17 protein-coding genes are annotated in these 20,708 nt (G+C 37.1%); 13 read left to right on the top strand and 4 right to left on the bottom strand.

Annotation, left to right across the window (positions count from 1 at the left end):
* Positions 1–154: 154 nt before the first annotated feature.
* From asnB to ACEYOS_RS03550, 4 genes are all read right to left on the bottom strand, one after another.
* Positions 155–1,825, bottom strand: coding sequence for an asparagine synthase B (gene asnB / locus ACEYOS_RS03565; protein WP_373710113.1), 1,671 nt, complete (start codon positions 1,823–1,825; stop codon positions 155–157).
* A gap of 213 nt (positions 1,826–2,038) precedes the next feature.
* Complete coding sequence (locus ACEYOS_RS03560) at positions 2,039–3,631, bottom strand: GMC family oxidoreductase N-terminal domain-containing protein (RefSeq protein ID WP_373710112.1); 1,593 nt, start codon at positions 3,629–3,631, stop codon at positions 2,039–2,041.
* 137 nt (positions 3,632–3,768) lie between these two features.
* A complete protein-coding gene (locus tag ACEYOS_RS03555) occupies positions 3,769–4,338 on the bottom strand; it encodes a hypothetical protein (protein WP_373710111.1) in 570 nt (189 codons plus the stop codon).
* 303 nt (positions 4,339–4,641) lie between these two features.
* On the bottom strand, positions 4,642–5,847 hold the full coding sequence (locus ACEYOS_RS03550) for an RsmB/NOP family class I SAM-dependent RNA methyltransferase (protein ID WP_373710110.1): 1,206 nt from the start codon (positions 5,845–5,847) through the stop codon (positions 4,642–4,644).
* Between the two features lie 434 nt (positions 5,848–6,281).
* Between ACEYOS_RS03550 and ACEYOS_RS03545 the strand changes: the two genes are divergently transcribed.
* The 13 genes from ACEYOS_RS03545 to ACEYOS_RS03485 all read left to right on the top strand — a co-directional run bounded on the left by ACEYOS_RS03545 (position 6,282) and on the right by ACEYOS_RS03485 (position 20,508).
* Positions 6,282–7,679: an MFS transporter gene (locus ACEYOS_RS03545; protein ID WP_373710109.1), complete on the top strand. Its 1,398-nt coding sequence runs from the start codon at positions 6,282–6,284 to the stop codon at positions 7,677–7,679.
* Positions 7,680–7,954: 275 nt separating this feature from the next.
* Positions 7,955–8,830, top strand: coding sequence for a pirin family protein (locus ACEYOS_RS03540; RefSeq protein WP_373710108.1), 876 nt, complete (start codon positions 7,955–7,957; stop codon positions 8,828–8,830).
* A gap of 189 nt (positions 8,831–9,019) precedes the next feature.
* Entirely contained in the window at positions 9,020–10,528 is a 1,509-nt protein-coding gene (locus tag ACEYOS_RS03535; RefSeq protein ID WP_373710107.1) for a catalase, read from the top strand.
* 197 nt (positions 10,529–10,725) lie between these two features.
* Complete coding sequence (locus ACEYOS_RS03530; protein ID WP_373710106.1) at positions 10,726–11,910, top strand: MFS transporter; 1,185 nt, start codon at positions 10,726–10,728, stop codon at positions 11,908–11,910.
* Positions 11,911–12,181: 271 nt separating this feature from the next.
* Positions 12,182–12,478, top strand: coding sequence for a GNAT family N-acetyltransferase (locus tag ACEYOS_RS03525; protein WP_373710105.1), 297 nt, complete (start codon positions 12,182–12,184; stop codon positions 12,476–12,478).
* A gap of 353 nt (positions 12,479–12,831) precedes the next feature.
* Positions 12,832–14,409 (top strand): sodium:solute symporter, encoded by a 1,578-nt coding sequence (locus ACEYOS_RS03520; protein ID WP_373710104.1) that lies wholly within the window; start codon positions 12,832–12,834, stop codon positions 14,407–14,409.
* 1,005 nt (positions 14,410–15,414) lie between these two features.
* Positions 15,415–15,609: a type II toxin-antitoxin system HicA family toxin gene (locus ACEYOS_RS03515; protein ID WP_373710103.1), complete on the top strand. Its 195-nt coding sequence runs from the start codon at positions 15,415–15,417 to the stop codon at positions 15,607–15,609.
* A gap of 16 nt (positions 15,610–15,625) precedes the next feature.
* Entirely contained in the window at positions 15,626–16,018 is a 393-nt protein-coding gene (locus ACEYOS_RS03510; RefSeq protein WP_373710102.1) for a type II toxin-antitoxin system HicB family antitoxin, read from the top strand.
* An 89-nt stretch (positions 16,019–16,107) separates the two neighbouring features.
* Positions 16,108–16,644, top strand: coding sequence for a hypothetical protein (locus ACEYOS_RS03505; RefSeq protein WP_373710101.1), 537 nt, complete (start codon positions 16,108–16,110; stop codon positions 16,642–16,644).
* A 104-nt stretch (positions 16,645–16,748) separates the two neighbouring features.
* Entirely contained in the window at positions 16,749–17,600 is an 852-nt protein-coding gene (locus ACEYOS_RS03500; RefSeq protein ID WP_373707733.1) for a transketolase, read from the top strand.
* 313 nt (positions 17,601–17,913) lie between these two features.
* Positions 17,914–18,861 (top strand): transketolase family protein, encoded by a 948-nt coding sequence (locus ACEYOS_RS03495; RefSeq protein ID WP_373707706.1) that lies wholly within the window; start codon positions 17,914–17,916, stop codon positions 18,859–18,861.
* A 180-nt stretch (positions 18,862–19,041) separates the two neighbouring features.
* Positions 19,042–19,623, top strand: coding sequence for a Crp/Fnr family transcriptional regulator (locus ACEYOS_RS03490; RefSeq protein WP_373707707.1), 582 nt, complete (start codon positions 19,042–19,044; stop codon positions 19,621–19,623).
* 81 nt (positions 19,624–19,704) lie between these two features.
* A complete protein-coding gene (locus ACEYOS_RS03485) occupies positions 19,705–20,508 on the top strand; it encodes an SDR family oxidoreductase (protein WP_373707708.1) in 804 nt (267 codons plus the stop codon).
* Positions 20,509–20,708 lie beyond the last annotated feature (200 nt).

The raw sequence follows: 20,708 nt of genomic DNA, 5'->3' as shown, positions 1-20,708 counted from the left end.
AGTAATCTCATATTAAAATGATTCACCAATAGGTAAGATTGATAAAAAGAATCACTGCATCATCAACCATTTTGATGAAAATTACAAAATTGATTTGAATAAAAAAACCGAGCGTTTACTCGGTTCTGTTATTTTAAGGATAAAGGTATTTTACTTAGTAAGAATCTTCGTGAACTGATAAAACTGCTCTTCCACTTGGATCGTTGGCATTTTTAAAAGCTTCGTCCCATTCCAGTGCGATCGGTGTAGAACAGGCTACCGATGGAACAGAAGGAACGGTTGCCGCGGCAGTTTCACTTGGAAAATGTTCTTCAAAAATAGTTCGGTAGCGATACTCTTCTTTGTTCTGAGGCGTGTTTAACGGAAAACGAAATTTAGCATTGATCATCATTTCATCCGTCACCTCGTTCGCCGCAACCTCTTTTAAAGAATCAATCCAGGAATAGCCAACGCCATCAGAGAATTGCTCTTTTTGTCGCCACGTAATCCCTTCCGGCATTAAATCTTCGAAGGCTTTTCTCAAAATCCATTTTTCAATTTTCGGTTCGTGCGCAGTTACCATTTTATCTTTCGGATTCAATCGCATGGCAACATCCATAAATTCTTTATCTAAGAATGGAACGCGACCTTCAATTCCCCAACTCATCAGAGATTTGTTGGCACGTAAACAATCGTATAAGTGTAGCTTGTTGAGTTTTCGGACATTTTCTTCGTGGAATTCTTTTGCATTCGGCGCTTTGTGGAAATACAAATAACCACCAAAGATCTCATCACTTCCTTCGCCTGAAAGAACCATTTTAATTCCCATTGACTTAATAACTCTCGCTAATAAATACATCGGCGTGGAAGCGCGAATCGTAGTCACATCATACGTTTCCAAATGATAGATCACATCGCGAACGGCGTCTAAACCTTCTTGAACAGTGAAATGAACTTCATGATGAATGGATCCAATATGATCAGCGGCTTTTTGAGCAGCGATCAAATCCGGACTACCTTCCAATCCCACTGCAAAACTGTGTAAACGTGGATACCAAGCTTCCTGCGTGTCTCCACTTTCAATTCTGTTTCTGGCATATTTTGCGGTCACTGCAGAAATAATCGAAGAATCCAAACCGCCGGAAAGTAAAACTCCATAAGGAACATCGCTCATTAATTGTCGATGAACCGCTTCTTCCAAAGCTTTTCTAAGTTCAGCAATATCACTGGTATTATCTTTAACATTTTCGAAATCTTCCCAATCTCTTTTGTACCATTGCTGCATTTCATAACCATCAACACTGTATAAAAAATGTCCTGGTAAAAAATTTTCGATGGTTTTACAAACACCTTCCAGCGCTTTTAATTCTGAAGCTACGTAATAACTTCCGTTTTTGTCCCAACCTTGATATAACGGGCAAATTCCCATGTGATCTCTGGCAACAATGTAAATATCGTTTTCAATATCATAAATGGCAAAGGCAAAAATTCCGTTCAGTTTATCAACGAAATCTTTTCCATATTTTTGAAATAAAGGAATAATGACTTCACAGTCCGATTCTGTTTGGAAATTGTAGTCCGGAAATTCTTTTCTTAATTCTCTGTGGTTATAAATCTCGCCATTGACGGCTAAAACTATTTTTTTATCTTTTGAAAACAAAGGTTGTTTCCCAGAAGTCGGATCGACGATCGCCAAACGTTCGTGCGAAAAAATCACTTTATCATTTTGGAAAATTCCACTCCAGTCCGGACCACGATGTCGGATTTTTTTCGACATTTCTAAAACCTGTGGTCTTAAAAGTTCGGTCTTTTGTTTTGCATCAAACAAGCATACAATTCCACACATTATTTTATAGTTATTAAGTTTTTAGTAATAATTGATTAAAATTCTAATGCAAACATATTATAAACCTTTATAAATCGAAAGCAAAAATTAACAAATATGAAAATTTTACTATTATTAATTTAAAAAGAGGAAAAATTTAAGTTTCGATAGATATTTTATCGACTGAAGTTGAATTTATTTTTTAGAAGAGCTCTAATTTGACGAACAAAAGCTTTAAGCAAAATCCTTCTCAATAATCTCCTCCATACAATACTCCGCAATCGCAGTAATCGTCACAAAAGGGTTTACTCCAATCGTGCCGGGAATTAAAGAACCATCAATCACATATAAATTCTGATGACCATTCAATCTTCCAAACTGATCGGTGGCTTTTCCTAAAACAATTCCGCCCAACGGATGATAACAAACATCGGCGCCGAAACCATTATGAAATAGCAGATGAGCACGGGTTCCGCCATTGGCCTTATTCATGGTTCTGAGGAAATATTTCGCATTGTCTTTCATGTGAGCTGTGTGCGATTTGTTCCAGTTTAGATCCAGCTTCTGTTCTTTCACATCGTAAGTTACTTCCCCAAACTTCTTCAATTTATTCACCATCAAATAAAGCGACGTCGCCACATTCATACCCATTGGCAAAGGTGCGATCTCCACAAAGAAGGGATGTTTTTTATCTTCCCAATAATCGATTCCACCCACCGGAATAGTTGACTGCTGAAATCCTGTGCCGCCTGAAAATGCTTTTACCCAATTTCGTCCGGTCATGAAATTACCATTGTTACCCCATTCTTTCCCAATGTTTTCATCAATTGGAAATTGAGTTTTTGCTTTAGACTTTAACAATAATTCCAGTGAACCCATAGTTCCGGCAGCTAAAATTAATTTTTTAGTATTGATGGTTTTATGTTGAATTTCTTCTCCTTTTGTATTGATGACTGAAATATCCATAGTATAACTCTTATCCGGATTTTGTGAGATATGATTCACCTGATGAAGTTCCAGGATTTCTAAATTTCCGGTTGCGGTTGCTTTTTTCAAATAGGTTTTGTCGAGCGTATTTTTGCCGTGATTATTTCCGTAAATCACTTCACCCGCCAAAGCAGAACGCGGAACTTCCTCTTTGTATTCCTTTTCCATGTATTTGAAATCGTAAACATTCGGTACACGGACTGTTTTGAATCCCGCTTTATGCGCTTCTTCTTCTCCGACCCGATTAAATTTATAGAAATCACAATCCGCGAGAAACTCTTCAGAGATCACATTGGTTTTAAGTTCTTTATTGGCCAAAGGAAAATAATGTGAATAAAATTTTTCGGTATCTAAATTTGGAAAAATCTCCTTGAAATACTCCTTCTTCGGAGTTACCGCCATTCCGCCATTGACTAAAGAACCACCGCCAACTCCACGTCCGACCCATATTTTTATATGTTCAAAATCCAGACGGTCGAGTGCGCCGGTAAATTTTTCTAATTTAAAAAGATTGAAAAAGGGCGCAATACTTTTTGTTTTTAACCAAGCTGCCGAATGCCCAGGACTACTCATTGCCGAAAATTTCTCACCAGATTTCTCCCAATCCAAGCCCATTTCTAAAAGCGTCACGGGAACATTTTTTTCACAAAGACGCAATGCCGCCACAGAACCTCCATAACCGGAGCCGATGATGACCACTTCTCTATCAATCATTTCTGTAGGTTTTAACGATGGAGTTTCTAACGGATTTTGTGCTTTTCCAAACAAATTGCCTGATCCTAAAAAGAAAAAGGCAGCGATTCCTAAACTACTCGTCTGGATAAATTCTTTGCGATTCATGATAAATACTAAACAAGAACCGTACTACAATAGAATGTTAGAATAAATTTCACTGTGCAACCCACACTAGTAATTTAAATTGTGTTTTGCTATACGCGAATATTCAAAATTTTCATCCAAAAAACTGAAGTCAATTTTTAGGATTCAATATTAAAGAAACGGAAGATAAAGGAAATTTCATACAAAATGAAAACAACAGCCAGCACATAATGAAAGGTTTTATTTTTGATCAATACCGCCATTATGCATAACAGAATATGAGCAATAATTCTAGGAAAATATTCTGGGGTCGTCGCTAAAAAATAATTATTCCCTTTTAAAAAGGTATCGACAATATCGGCTGTAAAACATAAAGCTAAAACGGAAAAAAACCAGTTCTTCCGAGAGAAGAAATAATCTTCGTAGCCTTTATAATCCTTTAAATCATCAGGATATAAGATGGCGCACAGAAGATAATACAGCATGATATAAGTAATGATAAAAAGGTAATCAGCAAAATTCCACTGGATAATTAATTTCAGATTAAACTCCCACCACCAAAAATGGATGATCAACAGAAAAATATAAACTACCCATAAAAAATGCAGCAGCGAAAATTTCTTTCTGCCCGGATGTTGTATAAAATTGACAGATCCTTTAATAAGATGCGTCAAACTCAAACCCAGAATAATCGCAATAATCGATTTAATATGCATGAATTCTTCCATAGAATAATATTACAAAAAATTCTAACATCAATTAAAAACGAAAGTTAGAAATTCAAGGAATAATATCGAGAAGCGTTTAAAGTGAGTCGATTGGGTACAAAAAAATCTATGAAATGTGTAAACCAAAGATAGCGTTCCGGTGGAACGCTATCAGTATATTAATTTGTAAAAGAAGGCTGCTCTTTATTCTAGCCCGGATCGCAACGACATCCTTTTTTGAGGAGGAACGACGAAGAAAAGGTACAGTGGAGAGCCGGACCAAAAATTCAAAAGAATAGAAAATCGTGTTGCTCCCAAAAACTATTATGCTTTTCTCTCGATCAGCGCCATGTAGAAGCCGTCGAAGCCCGAACTTGGCATTACTTTTTCTTCTTTGATCAAAGTATATCCTTCGTTATTTTTCAGGAAAGTCTCCACTTGCTCATTGTTTTCACTCGGTAATATTGAACAGGTTGCGTATACCATTTTTCCGCCTTTCTTCAATATCTTGGCATAATCCTGAAGGATTTTTTCCTGCTCTTTTCTAATTCGGTCGATGAATTCCTGATCGATCTTCCATTTAGAATCTGGGTTTCTTTTTAAAACTCCTAGTCCTGAACATGGTGAATCGATTAACAAACGGTCTGCTTTTTCGTGCAGTCTTTTGATGACTTTATTATCGTCGATAAAACGAGTTTCGATATTGTGTGCGCCCGCTCTTTTTGCACGGCGTTTCAATTCTGCCAATTTCCATTCGTAAATATCAAGAGCGATGATCTGACCTTTGTTTTTCATCAAAGCCGCTAAGTGCAAGGTTTTTCCACCAGCACCAGCACAAACATCCACCACGCGCATTCCTTCCGAAACATCCAGAAGTTCACCGATTTTTTGAGAAGAAGCATCCTGTACTTCAAACAAACCATCCTTAAAGGCGGACGTAATAAAGACATTTTTCTTTTGCTCCAGCTGCACCGCATCCGGATAATTCTTGATCTGGAAACTTTCTACTCCTTCGTCTTTTAGATCAGAAACCAATTCTTTGGCCGTCGTTTTCAAAGTATTCACGCGTAGGATCGTTGGAGCCTGTTCGTTCAAAGCTACCATTTCTCTTTCCCAACTTGGACCGAGTTCTCGTTCTAAAGTCTCTGCCAACCATTCTGGAATCGAATGTTCGATTGCTTTAGTGGGAACATTATTTTTCTTTAATTTATTGAGGATCTCTGCATTTTTAATACCGTCGAACTCTTCAAATTTCTTATAATGCGTTTTGGTCCAAAGGCAATACGTCAAAATCATTTTATAGATATTGGCTGGTTTTACGCCTTCGCCCATATAATATTCGATCCGTTTTTTCCATCGGATAATGTCGTAAAAGATTTGAGCCACCACTTTTCGGTCTTCGCTGCCCCATTGTTTATGTCCTTTCAAAAGTCTTTCGATTACCTTATCGGCATATTTTCGATCTTCGAAAAAAGTTTCTTGCAAGGCATCGTGAATTCCGATCAGTAAGTTTCTGTGTATGAGTTCCATGTAGGATATTTTAAAAATTTAATTTAGTCTCGAACCTTCGGACTAAAACTTTTGCAAAAATAAGGTTTTTAAACCGAAATATAAGAGGAATATTTTGGGCGCACATTTGACTTCATCGCATAGGAAACATTATTTTCTTGGGCGCACATTTCCAGCTTTTCGTTGCAATCTTTTTTTCCCTCACCCACGTCCATTGCAAAAAAAAGGATTTCCACTGCAATCTGGGGCGCAGATTTCGCTAAAATTTAGAGTAGTTTTTTTGAACTTATCATTATATCTTGATTATAAAAGAAAAAGCGGAAGAAAAAAGTTACAATTCTATTTAAATACTTTTAACAGCATTGTTGACGTGATAGCAACTATCAATAACAGGTTTTGAAAAAGATTCTGATTGATGGCAAATCCTTTGCTGTGATTTACGCTAAATTTGCCGAATGCCTTTGATTCAAGATACTGCTGTTAAAAAATTCCTTCCTTTAATTCTGGCAACGTCCATTTTTATGCAGATGTTGGACTCCACGATCCTGAATACTTCTTTACCGTCCATCGCGAAAGATCTTATGGAATCACCATTAAACATGCAAAATGCCATCATCTCTTACGTTTTAACCTTGGCTTTATTTATGCCGGTAAGTGGATTTTTAGCAGATAAATTCGGAACCCGAAAAGTGTTTATTGCTTCCTTAATTATTTTTAGCCTGGGTTCTATTCTTTGTGCGGCTTCGCAAAACCTTAACCATTTGGTAATTTCCAGAGTGATTCAGGGAATTGGCGGAAGTTTGATGACGCCAGTCGGACGCTTAGCATTAATTAAAACTTTTGAAAAAAAGGAATTGGTAAAAGCCATGAATTACGCAATTATTCCAGCGTTAATTGGACCGATTCTAGGACCGTTAGTCGGTGGCTACATGGTCGATTATTTATCCTGGCACTGGATCTTTTTAATTAATATTCCGTTCGGATTATTAGGAATTGTGCTCAGCTTAAAATACATGCCGGACTATCGATCCAAGGAAATTACCTTTGATCTGAAGGGCTTTTTAATCTTTGCGTCTGCGTCTCTCCTACTTTCTATTTCACTGGAATTGTTTGGAACTGCTAAAAATACCACGCCCGTTTTACTTCTCTTCACTTTAGGGTTTTTAATGATTTATTATTATTACGTTCATGCTAAAAAGACAGAAAAACCTATATTCCCGTTGAATTTATTTCAGGTTAGAACTTTTCGCGTGGGGATTTTAGGAAACCTGGCAACGAGATTAGGAATCAGTGCTATTCCGCTTTTACTGCCTTTGATGATTCAGATCGCGTACGGACAAACCGCTGTTGTTTCTGGTTGGATCGTCGCCCCGATGGCTTTAACCGCCATGTTTGGAAAATCTTTCGTGATTAAAATCCTGGATACTTTTGGTTATCGACGAACTCTGATGACGAACACGTTCATCATCGGATTTTTGATTGCCTGTTTGGGACTTCCAGGAATTAATTCTTCTATTTACTGGTTTGTACCCATTATAGCGGTGCTCGGTTTTTTCAACTCGATTCAATTTACAGCGATGAACACCATTGCGATCGCAGATTTACGCGATACGCACACGAGTAGCGGTAACTCATTACTCGCTGTGAACCAGCAACTGGCGGTAGGATTCGGTATTGCGATTGGTTTAATTACTTTAAAATTATTTGAGAACAACGCTGCCATCACGCACGGAGAAATCCATCTTGCTTTTCGTTATACTTTCTTTTTGGTTGGTTTGCTAACGATTCTTACTGGGTTTGTTTTTAGAAGACTTCATATCAGCGATGGTGAAAATATGAGATCTAAAGCATAACTAAATTAAAACCTTATCGAAACTAACCTTGACAAGGCTTAACTATTCTACTGTTAAGTTAAGCTACTATTACAGTTAAACTTTATTTCAATACACCGTTCAACAGTTTTACAAAACGTAATTAAAAACGCTTAACTTTTTTGCAATCTTCTTCATTTATTTGCCATTCGTCTCTACTGCAGTTTAAAAAATTGCATTTCTATTCCTAACTTATCCTATATCAATGTTTCTGATTGCTTCATGCCGTAAATTTGTATCTGTAAAAAAGAAATACAATGTCAGTTAAAAAAGTAGAAATCATCGTTCAGCCCAGACCTGCGCATTTTGTGGGTGACGGCTTCAGAGTGCATAATTTTATTCCGAGCGGTCAGCGATTGGATATGAAACGAATGGATCCGTTCATCATGTTGGATTACAATTCTAAATTTAATTTCGGTCCTACTTCCACACCAAGAGGCGTTGGCGTTCATCCGCATCGTGGGTTCGAAACGGTGACCATTGCGTACCAGGGAAAAGTAGAACATCATGATTCTGCTGGTGGTGGCGGAATTATCGGACAAGGCGACGTGCAATGGATGACCGCGGCTTCTGGAGTTTTGCATAAAGAATTTCATGAAAGAGAATGGGCGAAAAATGGCGGAATTTTCCAAATGGTTCAGCTTTGGGTAAATCTTCCAGCGAAAGACAAAATGAGTACGCCACAATATCAGGCGATTTCAAATGACAATATGCTTAAAGTTGATTTGGGAGAAAACGGATCTGTTGAAATCATTGCCGGAAATTATCAAGATCAAAAAGGTCCTGCAACAACTTTCAGTCCGGTTCATTTGATGAACGCTAAATTGAAACCAGGTGGAAAAGCAGAGTTCAATTTCCCAGCAAACTTCAATACCGGAGCTTTAGTTATTGAAGGAAGCATCATGATTAATGGAGACGAAAAAGTGTCTACCGATCATTTCGCCTTATTTGAAAACGAAGGTGAAACCTTTACGATCGAAGCCACTGAAGAAAGCATCGTTTTAATTTTAAGTGGTGAACCATTAAATGAACCAATTGTTCCGCATGGTCCATTTGTAATGAATACGAAAGAAGAAATTCATCAGGCATTTGATGATTATAATAATGGAAAATTCGGATTTTTGGAAGATTAACGATTTATCAATTTTATAGTATTGAAACAGCCATTTTGTGGCTGTTTTTTATTTTACCAATATTTAGCGTATAAAATTATAAAATCAATAATTTTCACCTAAATACTTTAAGGCAAATAACCGATTTAGACAGAATAAATAATTATCGTCGATTAAAATTCCTAACTTTATTCCTTTAAATAATATATCATGGAAGAAAAGAAAAAATTGACGAGACAAACTGGAGCACCTGTTCCAGATAATCAGAATACGCAAACCGCTGGGCCAAGAGGACCAATGTTGATGCAGGATTATTGGTTTTTAGAAAAAATGGCCAACTTCGACCGCGAAGTTATTCCCGAAAGAAGAATGCACGCGAAAGGTTCTGGAGCTTTTGGAACCTTTACCGTAACGCACGACATTTCCCAATACACCAAAGCCCATATTTTTAGTGAAATCGGAAAGCAAACAGAAATGTTCGCAAGGTTTTCTACCGTTGCTGGCGAAAGAGGTGCGGCAGATGCGGAACGAGATATTCGCGGTTTTGCTTTGAAGTTTTACACCGACGAAGGAATTTGGGATATGGTTGGAAACAATACGCCCGTTTTCTTTTTCCGTGATCCGATGAAATTTCCAGATTTGAATCACGCCGTTAAACGGGATCCAAAAACCAATATGAGAAGTGCTCAAAACAACTGGGATTTCTGGACTTTGTTACCAGAGTCTTTGCATCAGGTAACCATCATCATGAGTGATCGGGGATTACCGAATGGTTACCGACACATGCACGGCTTCGGAAGTCACACTTACAGTTTTATCAATCACTCGAACGAAAGAAACTGGGTGAAATTCCATTTTAGAACCCAACAGGGAATCGATAATCTAACCGACGAAGAAGCGGGAAAACTTGTTGGAATGGATCGTGAATCTTCCCAACGTGACTTATTCGATAATATCGAAAACGGTAATTTCCCAAAGTGGAAAATGTTTGTTCAAATTATGTCCGAAGCTGAAGCAAAAGCCTATCGTTTCCATCCATTTGATTTAACGAAAGTTTGGTCTAAGAAAGATTTTCCTTTAATTGAAGTGGGAGAATTTGAACTGAATAAGAACGCTGAGAATTATTTTGCTGATGTAGAACAAGCCGCCTTTAATCCAACGAATATTGTGCCTGGAATTGGCTTCTCACCCGACAAAATGTTGCAAGGAAGATTATTCTCTTACGGTGATGCACAGCGTTATCGTTTAGGGGTAAACCATTATCAGATCCCGGTAAACAAACCCAGATGTCCTTACAACGCTTATCACCGAGACGGACAAATGCGCGTTGATGGGAATTACGGTGGCACCAAACATTACGAACCGAACAGTTATGGTGAATGGCAGGAACAACCTTCTGCAAAAGAACCGCCGTTAGAATTGTCAGGTGATGCTTATGCTCATAACTTCCGCGATGATGATGAAGATTATTTCACCCAACCAGGCGATTTATTCAGAATTATCAAAGCTGATGGGAAAACGGAAGCCTTGTTTCAGAATACCGCTGCCAATGTTGGAGGTGCAGAAAAATTCGTGCAGATTCGCCACATTAGGAATTGCTATCAGGCAGATCCTGAATATGGACAAGGCGTAGCAAAAGCTTTAGGCTTGAGTATGGAAGAAGTCAACAGTTTCGATATGACTCCATATGATCAGTGGGCTCCTTCAAAAACAAAATAAAATAAGAACTAGGATTAAGTAAGGTTGATGCAGAGCGGAAATGTTTTTAAAACATTTCCGCTTTTTTATTTCTTAACGAAAAGCTTTTTACCATTGTTTTTTTCAATATTTTAATTGGACAATTTACAGCATTCTTTTCCGCGAAAATTCCCGATTTTTGCGCCTTCAAAATATTAATGCAGAAGTTTTAAATAAAGATGCTTAAAGAAAAGAATAAATTTATTGCGACTTTGCTTGCATTTGCAGTCATTCCGATGTCGGGTTTGGCAACTGATATTTATCTGCCTTCCATGCCGAGTATGGCGCTCGAGCTTCAGCAACCGGAAACTAAAATTCAACTAACGCTCACTTTATTCTTGATCAGTTATGGCGTCACTCAGATTTTTGCGGGAAGTGTCGTAGACTCTTTTGGAAGATATCGTGTTTCGCTCGTTTCGCTGGGATTATTTATGGTAAGTTTTTTAGTGACCGCGGTAACCAAAGATATTATGGTGATCTACGCGATGCGTGTTTTACAAGGCGTATTGGCTGGTTTTGCGGTCGTCGCCAAACGTGCATTTTTTGTTGATGTTTTCGAAGGCGAAAAAAGGAAACATTATTTGAGCGTCATGACCATCGTTTGGTCGGTCGGTCCTATTGTCGCCCCTTTTATTGGTGGTTATCTACAGAAACTTTTCGGTTGGCAGTCCAATTTTTATGTCTTAGCGATTTACAGTTTTCTGTTATTGATTTTTGAGCTTTTATTTTCTGGAGAAACATTAAAAGTAAGAAAGCCATTTGTGATCAAATTTGTTTTAAAAGAATACGATATACTATTCCGAGCGAAAGATTTTTTCTATGGAATGCTGATGTGCGGCGTAAGTTATGCGATGGTTATTTTCTTTAATCTTTGTGGCGCCTTTATTATCGAACACGAAATGGGTTATTCAGAAGTGGTCGCTGGTTACGTTTCTTTAATCCTTGGATTGGCCTGGATGGCGGGAGGATTTTTAGGTAAATTTTTAATAGAGAAAGATTTTATGCCTAAAATTAGATTGGCTAATTATACCCAGTTGTTTTTAATTCTATTGATGATCGTTTCTTCTTTTTATCTGAACACTATTTACAGTTTGGTTGCTTTTGCCTTTGTAATTCATATAACTGCTGGCTTCATTTTTAACAATTATTTCGCCTATTGCCTTGGGAGATTTCCAAACTCAGCCGGAGTTGCCGGTGGACTCACGGGCGGTGTTTCCTATATCATCACTTCTGCAGTAAGTTACAGCATTGTTGCGATCCTTCGACCAACCATGCAGTTCGATGTTGCAACAGGATATTTAATTATGGGAATTTTGGGATTCTTTATTTTAAGCATGACCAAATTTAGAAAGGCGTATAGTTGAAGCGGTAAAGTTTTATCATCTTAATGTTGAATAAAGAAAGGTTGTCTTTTGGAACTTTACAGAAATACTTTTTCGATCTTGAAGGTAAAAATTTCACAATTTAAATTCTATTTAAATTTACCTTGCAGAAAAACACCAGTATTGGTAAAGATGTTATCGGAAATTAGACATTCTTTTTTTCGAATTGGTTTCTGAAGCTTTTTCTTAAAAACTGGCATTATTATAGCTCGATCTGGACAGATCATTACAAACCAATTAAAAATAAAATAAGATGGCGACACAAAATTACGATATGATCAATATCGAACAGAACGACAAAACTTTTGACCTTTTTTATGATGCTGAAAAAGCAGGTTTTCTGGAATACAATAAGAACAAAGAAGGAATTTTAGAAATCACGCATACCGAAGTTGATCCAGAATTTGGTGGAAAAGGCTTAGGAACTGAATTGGTAAAAGCAGCGGTTGAAGATGCCCAAAAGAATAATTTGAAAATAAATTCACTTTGTCCATATGCGAAAAAAGTGATTGAAAAAACACCAGAGTTTAAAGATCTTTTGGTTGAATAAAATTAAAAATTAAAAACCGCTGTCACTCTGAGCCTGTCGAAGAGTTTTTAATTAAAATAGATTTTCGATTGTAAATCCTTCGACAAGCTCAGTCTGACAAATAGCAGAAGAGAAAACCTTTCGGTAGAAGTACGGAAAGGTTTTTTTTGTGTCTGAATTTGAAAACCAGCGAAATCTGCGCCCCGGCTTGAACGGAAATCCTTTTTTTGGTGCCGCGTTTAGCGGTGGCGAAAAAAGATTGGGAGTGGAAGACGGAAATGTGCGCCCCAATAAAATAAAGTACGATTCGAAGTAGTTAGAAAGACGCTTTAATGCTACCAAAAAAAACTATATTTGCTCATAAATTTTCAAAAATGAACACAGGAACTATTTTACTCTTATTTGTTTTCGCCTATTTTATCGGGCTCTTGGTGATCTCTTATATTACGAGTCGGAATGCCGATAATCAGTCTTTTTTCATCGGGAACAAAAAAAGTAAATGGTGGCTGGTTGCCTTCGGGATGATCGGGACGAGCTTGAGTGGCGTGACGTTTATTTCGGTGCCGGGAACAGTCGGGAAAATGACTTCCGGCGATTATGCGTTCGGTGGTTTTGAGTATTATATGCTCGTTATCGGCTTTTTTATCGGCTATTTTATTGTGGCCTTCGTGCTTTTACCGCTTTATTATAAAATGAACCTGACCTCTATTTACACCTATCTCGGTCGGCGTTTTAATGTAGAAGCACATAAAATTGGCTCTATATTTTTTATTATTTCACGGTCGATTGGAGCAACGGCGAGATTGTTTTTGGTGGTGAATGTTCTGCAGATCTTCCTTTTAGAAGGATTAGGAATTCCGTTTTGGTTGACCGCTGCAGTTATTTTAATCATGGTTTTACTTTATACTTTTGAAGGTGGTGTGAAGACGATTGTAATTACCGACACGCTCCAAACTTCGTTTATGATCATCAGCTTGATCGCTTGTATTGTATTTATCTTGTCACAACTGAATCTTTCTGCAGGCGAAGCTTACACCGTTTTAGCTGCAAAAGATTACACCCATTTCATCAATTTTGATGTCAATTCTAAAACCTTTTTCCTGAAAACTATTTTGGGTGGAATGTTTATTACCATTGCTATGACAGGCTTGGATCAGGAAATGATGCAGAAAAATATCTCGGTGGACAATCTTCATAATTCGAAAAAGAACATGCTGACTTTTGCAGTGACCTTGTTAATTGTGAATCTTGCTTTCTTATTTCTAGGTGGACTACTCTATCTTTTCTCCATTGAAAACGGAGCGGTTTATGGTGAGATTGTAAACGTTGTGAACGGTCAGGAAAGTATCACGAACGCTTTTGGATTTAAAGATTCGGCGACGGGTGCGATCAACAATATAATGGGTGATGACTTGTTTCCGGCACTCTCGCTGCAAGGATATTTTCCCTTATTTATTTCTGTCATCTTTATCATTGGTTTAATCTCAGCGCTCTTCCCGTCTGCGGATGGCGCATTGACGGCGGTTACCAGTTCTTACTGTGTCGATTTGTTGAATATGAATGAAAACAAAGAGAAAACGGAAAAGCAAAAGAAGAAAACCAGAATGACCATTCACTTGATATTCACCGTTATTTTCTTTGTTTTGATCATGGTTTTCAAAGCCATCAATGATAAGTCGATTGTCTATCTCATCATGGAAGTTGCAGGTTATACGTACGGACCACTTCTGGGGCTTTTCGCTTTCGGAATCTTAACGAGGTATCAGATTGTAAAGAAATACGGAATTCTGGTAGTGACTTTAGTTTCGCCGGTTTTAACGTATTTGCTTAATTATTTCGTGACGCATAATAGTGATTACAAGATCGGTGTGGAGCTGATCATTATTAATGGATTGTTGACTTTTATTGGGTTGTGGTTGATTAGAAGTAAGGGTTTGAAGTTGGTGAAATAGTTTTAGTTCTTGGCACTTAACCTTGTCAAGGTTCCAAACCTTGTCAAGGTTGTACAACAGTGAAAAATTAAAAATAGATCGAATCGAAATATCTTGAAAAAGTTGTGTAAAACTTTAAAAGCAAACTTATGGATATCAGAATCACTTCAATAGAACCAGATTGTTTTTATCACATCTACAATCGTGGTATCAATGGTGACGTTATCTTCAAGTCGAATAGAAATTATTTATTTTTTCTACAAAAAATAAAAGAGAACCTGCTTCATGTTTGTGATATCTACGCATATTGTCTAATGCCGAATCATTTTCATTTGTTAGTCAAAATTAAATCTGAAACGGATTTATAAAACCTTGTCAAATTTCAGAAGCTTGACAAGGTTGAAGGCCTACATTCTCCCTAGCATATATTTTCAAAAAAAATTTCTAATATTTTTAATTCCTATTCTCAGGCGTTTAATAAAGAGAATAATCGACATGGATCATTAATAGAATCTCCATTTAAAAGAAAATTAATTTCACGGGAAGACTATTTAAGAAATTGCATTATTTACATCCATACAAATCTAGAAAATACAGATTTTTCCACTTTCCCATACTCTTCTTATAGAAGTATCTTAAGTAAATCTGAAACTTCTTTGATGAGAAATGAAGTTGTTGAATTATTTGATGACGTGCAAAATTTTATTCTATGTCATCAAAGAGGAACAGAATATGAGTTTTGAAAACTTCTGGGAAACTAACCTTGTCAAGGTTTTAAACCTTGACAAGGTTCTGAGCACAAATGAAAAATTCACTACTTTATTGGTTAATTCGAGATAAGTATTAGGTTCAATTACTTAAATCAAATCTTTTAGATATACCATCAAACTTTTGAAAATTTTTAAAAACATCCGAGCCAACAAATCGGATTTTTCATTTCCCCAACCATTAAATTATTGTAAATTAATATTATTAAAACTTTAGTTGTTAGGATTTTTACTATCTTTGATTGATCATTTGTAAAATATGAAAAGGCTAAAAGTTGGTGAAGTCATTAAAATGTTGGAAAAGGAGAGTTGGTTTCTCCACAGACAGAAAGGAAGCCATCGACAGTACAAACATCCTGATCAAAAAGGGACAGTAACCGTAAATGGTAAACCGAGTGAAGTATTATCACAGATGCTTTTGAACAGTGTTTTCAAGCAAGCTGGTTGGAAATAAACTAAAATTTAAAAAAATGCAAAAAATAAAAGTAATAATAGATTGGGATGAGAATTTCGGTGCAGTTTCAGAATTAGTGGACGGTTGTGTTGCAACTGGAAAAACATTTGAGCAAGTAAAAGAAAATTATGCTTCTGCTTTGGAGTTTCATCTCGAAGGTTTAGAAAAAGTGGAAATCCCAGCTGAGCTTTCTGGTGATTATGAATTAGAGTTTGAACTTACTGCTCAGGCGTTGTTACATCGATTTGATAAAATCCTTACCCGCGCAACACTATCGCGCATCACAGGAATTAATGAAAGACAATTGGGTCATTATGTTTCAGGATATAGAAATCCCAGAGCAGAACAAAGGAAAAAAATTGTAGATGCATTTCATCAGTTAGGAAAAGAGTTTCTTTCAGTTTCGTAAAATAAATCCTGCAAAAGCAGGATTTTTCATTTCCAAAACTCATCTTAAATTCTTAATTTAGCATTGAAAAACTATCAAACACAATCACCATGAAAAAATTACTAATTCTGAGCATGCTTCTCTTCGGGATGATCCATTCATTCGCACAAGATAACTTCGATATTTCTACTTTACGAATTGGTCCTTTTACCGTTTTCATGAAAGATAAAGCAGCAGAAGCATTCACCAAATCTAAACTGGTTGTATATGATGGCCCCAATGAATACAACAAAGGAAATAAAGTTAATTACAATGGGGAAATTGTTGAAATCATCATAATGGAAATTTGGGATGATGAAGGAAAAAAAGCAAATGGTTATCAGATCTATTCTTTATCGACGAAAAGTAAAAAATTCCGTACCAAAAGCGGGATGGGCGTTGGCAGTACCAAAGATGAATTAATCGATGCTTACAGAAACTACCCCAATTTCTCGGTCAACCAAATGTGGGATGAAAAAACCGAAAAACTATCCACCTCAAAAAGTAGTTTTGTACTCACCGACAATGATGCTGGCACCTATTTATCTTTCACAATGATCAATAATGTAGTGACAGAAGTAAATGTTCATATGAGTGAAGGTTGCTAAATTGCAGCAATTTACAAAATAGACATCCGGGCTAAAAACCCGGATTTTTCATTTCTCAAACCCATCAAAAATTCGTAAATTTGCAACCTAATAAATCAACAATAATGAGTAAATCTACTGAAGAGCTGAAATCTCTTACCACACAGATTAGAAGAGACATTTTAAGAATGGTTCACGCCGTTAATTCAGGACATCCAGGCGGAAGTTTGGGCTGTACCGAATACTTCACCGCCTTGTACGGGAAAGTGATGAACTACAAATTCCCTTTCACCATGGAAGGAAAAAACGAAGATCTTTTCTTTCTTTCCAACGGACACATTTCTCCCGTATTCTACTCCACTTTAGCGAGATTCGATTTTTTCCCGGTTGCAGAATTGGCAACGTTTAGAAAATTGGGAACGAGATTGCAGGGACATCCAACTACGCACGATGATCTTCCAGGAATCAGAGTCGCTTCCGGATCTTTGGGTCAAGGTTTATCGGTTGCGATCGGTGCTGCTTTAGGGAAGAAATTAGACGGTGATGAAAGCTTGGTCTATGTTTTACAAGGCGATGGCGAATTGCAGGAAGGTCAGAACTGGGAAGCATTTATGTATGCCGCTGCGAACAAAGTAGATAATTTAATTACGACTATTGATTATAACGGTCGTCAAATTGATGGCGACACCGACGATGTTTTGGACTTAGGAAATCTACACGCAAAAATGGAAGCTTTCGGTTGGACCGTTTTGAACGAGAAAAACGGAAACGATTTAGAAGCAGTGATCGCGATTCTTGAAAGAGCAAAAACTGAGACCGGTAAAGGAAAACCCGTTTGTATTCTCTTGCATACCGAAATGGGTTATGGGGTAGATTTTATGACCGGCACGCATGCTTGGCACGGAAAAGCGCCTAGCGATGAGCAGTTGGATACGGCTTTCAAACAATTATATTTAGAAGCTCCGGCGGATTACTAAAATAATTTGGGCAGACATTTCCGTCCTCCGTTCCCGCTTTTTTTATTTTTTATTCAAAAAACAAAAAAGAGCTCCACTCAGGCCGGGCTGCAGGTTATTTATAATTAGAAAAGTCGTTATAAAAAGTAATTATCCGTGAAAAGCAATAAATTAAATTCTTTGCGAACTTTGCTAAGTGAAACGCCTTCGCGAACGTAATTATAAGCAAATTAGTAAAGAAAACTTTGCGCCTTTGCGTTAAAAATCTTTTATAAGTTAAAAACGGAAACATCTTAAAATTCGAAGCAATTCGAGAAATCAAAACATCAAAAAAATGAAATATACATATACAGAACAAAAAGATACAAGAAGCGGATTCGGTGCTGGATTAGCAGAATTGGCAGATAAAAACCCAAATGTAGTAGCACTTTGTGCAGACCTTATCGGTTCTTTGAAAATGGAGAAATTCATTGAAAAAGCACCAGAACGTTTTTTCCAAATAGGAATTGCTGAGGCCAACATGATGGGCATCGCAGCAGGTTTAACCATTAACGGAAAAATTCCTTTCACCGGAACTTTCGCTAACTTTTCAACGTCAAGAGTTTATGATCAGATTCGTCAATCAATTGCTTATTCCAATAAAAACGTAAAGATCTGTGCTTCTCACGCAGGATTAACTTTGGGTGAAGATGGCGCAACACACCAGGTTTTAGAAGATATTGGAATGATGAAAATGCTTCCTGGAATGACCGTGATCAACACTTGTGATTACAATCAAACCAAAGCAGCAACTTTAGCCATTGCAGATTTCGAAGGACCGGTTTATTTAAGATTCGGACGACCAGTTGTTCCAGTTTTCATTCCAGAAGATATGCCTTTCGAAATCGGAAAAGGAATTCTGCTTCAGGAAGGAACCGACGTAACGATCGTAGCAACCGGACATTTAGTTTGGGAATCTTTATTGGCTGCAGATGCTTTAGAAAAAGAAGGAATTTCTTGTGAGGTGATTAACATTCACACCATCAAACCGTTGGACGAAGAGATCATCCTGAAATCCGTAGAGAAAACAGGAAGAATAGTAACCGCTGAAGAACACAACTACATCGGAGGTTTAGGAGAATCCGTTGCCGGAATGTTATCCAGAAAAAGACCAACCATCCAGGAATTCGTAGCCGTAAATGACACTTTCGGAGAATCTGCAACTCCAACAGAACTCATGAAAAAATACGGAATTGATTCTGATGCGGTTCAAGCAGCCGTGAAGAGAATTATGAAAAGATAATTTTAAAAGACGAAAAGATCATAGATCGCTGCGCTTTAAGAAAATCGACAAATCCACTGATCATTTCAGTGGATTTTTTTATACCTTAAAAAATTAATGAATGTGTTTTGAGAAAAAACTTATTATTTTAGCTTCGAAATAATTTATTCTATTAGGATAAAGTTTTTTTATCACTTAACAATGAAGAATCAGCTTGAAAATATAATAAATGTAATTTCAAATTACATCGAAATTAGTGATGAAGAATGGGAATCCTACTCTTCTAAGCTTTGCGTAAAAGAAGTTCAGAAAAAGGAAATAATTCTTAAGCAGGGAGAAATTTGCCGGGAGGTGTTTTTTGTGGTAGAGGGACTGTTAAGAGTTTTTTTTGTAGATAACGAGGGAGAAGAAAAGACCTTTCATTTCTCCTTTGAAAATACTTTCTCGGCCGATTATGAAAGTTTTTTGAAAAAGATTCCCTCCAACTATTCAATTCAGGCTTTGGAAGATACGACCATCGTGTTAATGTCTTACGAAATGTTGCATGATGGTTATAAAAGTCTAAAAAACGGAGAGCGACTTGGCCGATTACTCACGGAGGAATATTTCTTTATTTTCAACGATAAAATTCAGGCCCTGTACACGCAAAGTCCGATTGAACGGTATCATAATCTAATTGAAAAATTTCCAAACATTCTACAGCGCATTCCTCAGCATTACATCGCTTCTTATCTCAATATCAGTTCTGTGCATCTCAGCCGCTTGAAAAACTCCAAACCTTAAGGTGAACTGATAACATTTGTTATCGTCATTGGAACATTGGTTTACTAACTTTGTCTTTGCATTAAAAAGTCACATTACGAGATGAAAAATTTAGAAGATAAAACAGTTTTAATTACTGGAGGAGCCTCAGGTATTGGTAAAATAATGGTTCGTTTGATGTTAGAACGAAAAGCCAAAGTTGTAATTTGGGATATTAACCAGGAAAGTATTGATCAAACCTTAGCCGAATTTTCAACCAAAGGAAGTGTTTATGGTTTCAATGTAGATGTTTCTAATGTTGAACAGATACAGGAAACCGCCAATAAAGTGAAGCAGGAAATTGGCGTAGTTGATGTCGTGATCAATAACGCCGGAATCATTATCGGTAAATATTTCAGCGAGCATTCTCTATCAGATATTTCGAAAACAATGGACATTAATGCCAATGCTCCCATGTTGATCACAAAAATATTTCTTGATGATATGCTTGCTCAAAATTCAGGGCACATCTGCAATATTGCTTCCTCCGGCGGACTCGTTTCAAATCCGAAAATGTCGGTCTATGCCGCCAGCAAATGGTCACTCATCGGTTGGTCTGACAGTCTGCGCTTGGAGATGAAACAGATGAACAAAAAAGTAAATGTCACCACCATAATGCCGTACTACATCAACACGGGAATGTTTGACGGTGTACAATCCAAGATCCCTATTTTAGAACCTGAAGCCGCCGCCTTGACCATTGTAAAAGCCATCGAGCAAAACAAAAAGATGTTAAGCATACCCGGATACATCTATAGGTTTACCCGTTTGGGTCAGGCAATAATGTCCATCAATGTTTTTGACTGGTTCGCAGGCGATGTTCTCGGAATTTACAAAACAATGGAACATTTTACAGGTCGCAAATAGTAGGATCACTAAAGGCTTTATTTCAGACGTGAATCAAGTAGTAAAACTGGGCGGCAAGTAATCTTGAAGGTTTTAGAAGTGGATGTAAACCGAAAACGGGTTCAGTTGTCGATGGTTGTTTGATAAGCTACAGATTATAATCAGATGTATTTTTTTACAACACTAATTTTAATATACGTACAATTGTATAAAAACTTGAT

This window comes from Kaistella sp. (genome assembly GCF_041824135.1).
In the GTDB taxonomy this organism is placed as follows: domain Bacteria; phylum Bacteroidota; class Bacteroidia; order Flavobacteriales; family Weeksellaceae; genus Kaistella.
Note: the sequence above shows the minus strand (reverse complement) of the source record. Positions and strands in the feature narration are given on the sequence as shown.

What these genes read in the sequence shown, in the direction of transcription:
- asnB (WP_373710113.1), bottom strand. Translation starts at nt 1,825, where the DNA reads ATGTGTGGAATTGTATGCTTGTTTGATGCAAAACAAAAGACCGAACTT.
- ACEYOS_RS03560 (WP_373710112.1), bottom strand. Translation starts at nt 3,631, where the DNA reads ATGAATCGCAAAGAATTTATCCAGACGAGTAGTTTAGGAATCGCTGCC.
- ACEYOS_RS03555 (WP_373710111.1), bottom strand. Translation starts at nt 4,338, where the DNA reads ATGGAAGAATTCATGCATATTAAATCGATTATTGCGATTATTCTGGGT.
- ACEYOS_RS03550 (WP_373710110.1), bottom strand. Translation starts at nt 5,847, where the DNA reads ATGGAACTCATACACAGAAACTTACTGATCGGAATTCACGATGCCTTG.
- ACEYOS_RS03545 (WP_373710109.1), top strand. Translation starts at nt 6,282, where the DNA reads ATGCCTTTGATTCAAGATACTGCTGTTAAAAAATTCCTTCCTTTAATT.
- ACEYOS_RS03540 (WP_373710108.1), top strand. Translation starts at nt 7,955, where the DNA reads ATGTCAGTTAAAAAAGTAGAAATCATCGTTCAGCCCAGACCTGCGCAT.
- ACEYOS_RS03535 (WP_373710107.1), top strand. Translation starts at nt 9,020, where the DNA reads ATGGAAGAAAAGAAAAAATTGACGAGACAAACTGGAGCACCTGTTCCA.
- ACEYOS_RS03530 (WP_373710106.1), top strand. Translation starts at nt 10,726, where the DNA reads ATGCTTAAAGAAAAGAATAAATTTATTGCGACTTTGCTTGCATTTGCA.
- ACEYOS_RS03525 (WP_373710105.1), top strand. Translation starts at nt 12,182, where the DNA reads ATGGCGACACAAAATTACGATATGATCAATATCGAACAGAACGACAAA.
- ACEYOS_RS03520 (WP_373710104.1), top strand. Translation starts at nt 12,832, where the DNA reads ATGAACACAGGAACTATTTTACTCTTATTTGTTTTCGCCTATTTTATC.
- ACEYOS_RS03515 (WP_373710103.1), top strand. Translation starts at nt 15,415, where the DNA reads ATGAAAAGGCTAAAAGTTGGTGAAGTCATTAAAATGTTGGAAAAGGAG.
- ACEYOS_RS03510 (WP_373710102.1), top strand. Translation starts at nt 15,626, where the DNA reads ATGCAAAAAATAAAAGTAATAATAGATTGGGATGAGAATTTCGGTGCA.
- ACEYOS_RS03505 (WP_373710101.1), top strand. Translation starts at nt 16,108, where the DNA reads ATGAAAAAATTACTAATTCTGAGCATGCTTCTCTTCGGGATGATCCAT.
- ACEYOS_RS03500 (WP_373707733.1), top strand. Translation starts at nt 16,749, where the DNA reads ATGAGTAAATCTACTGAAGAGCTGAAATCTCTTACCACACAGATTAGA.
- ACEYOS_RS03495 (WP_373707706.1), top strand. Translation starts at nt 17,914, where the DNA reads ATGAAATATACATATACAGAACAAAAAGATACAAGAAGCGGATTCGGT.
- ACEYOS_RS03490 (WP_373707707.1), top strand. Translation starts at nt 19,042, where the DNA reads ATGAAGAATCAGCTTGAAAATATAATAAATGTAATTTCAAATTACATC.
- ACEYOS_RS03485 (WP_373707708.1), top strand. Translation starts at nt 19,705, where the DNA reads ATGAAAAATTTAGAAGATAAAACAGTTTTAATTACTGGAGGAGCCTCA.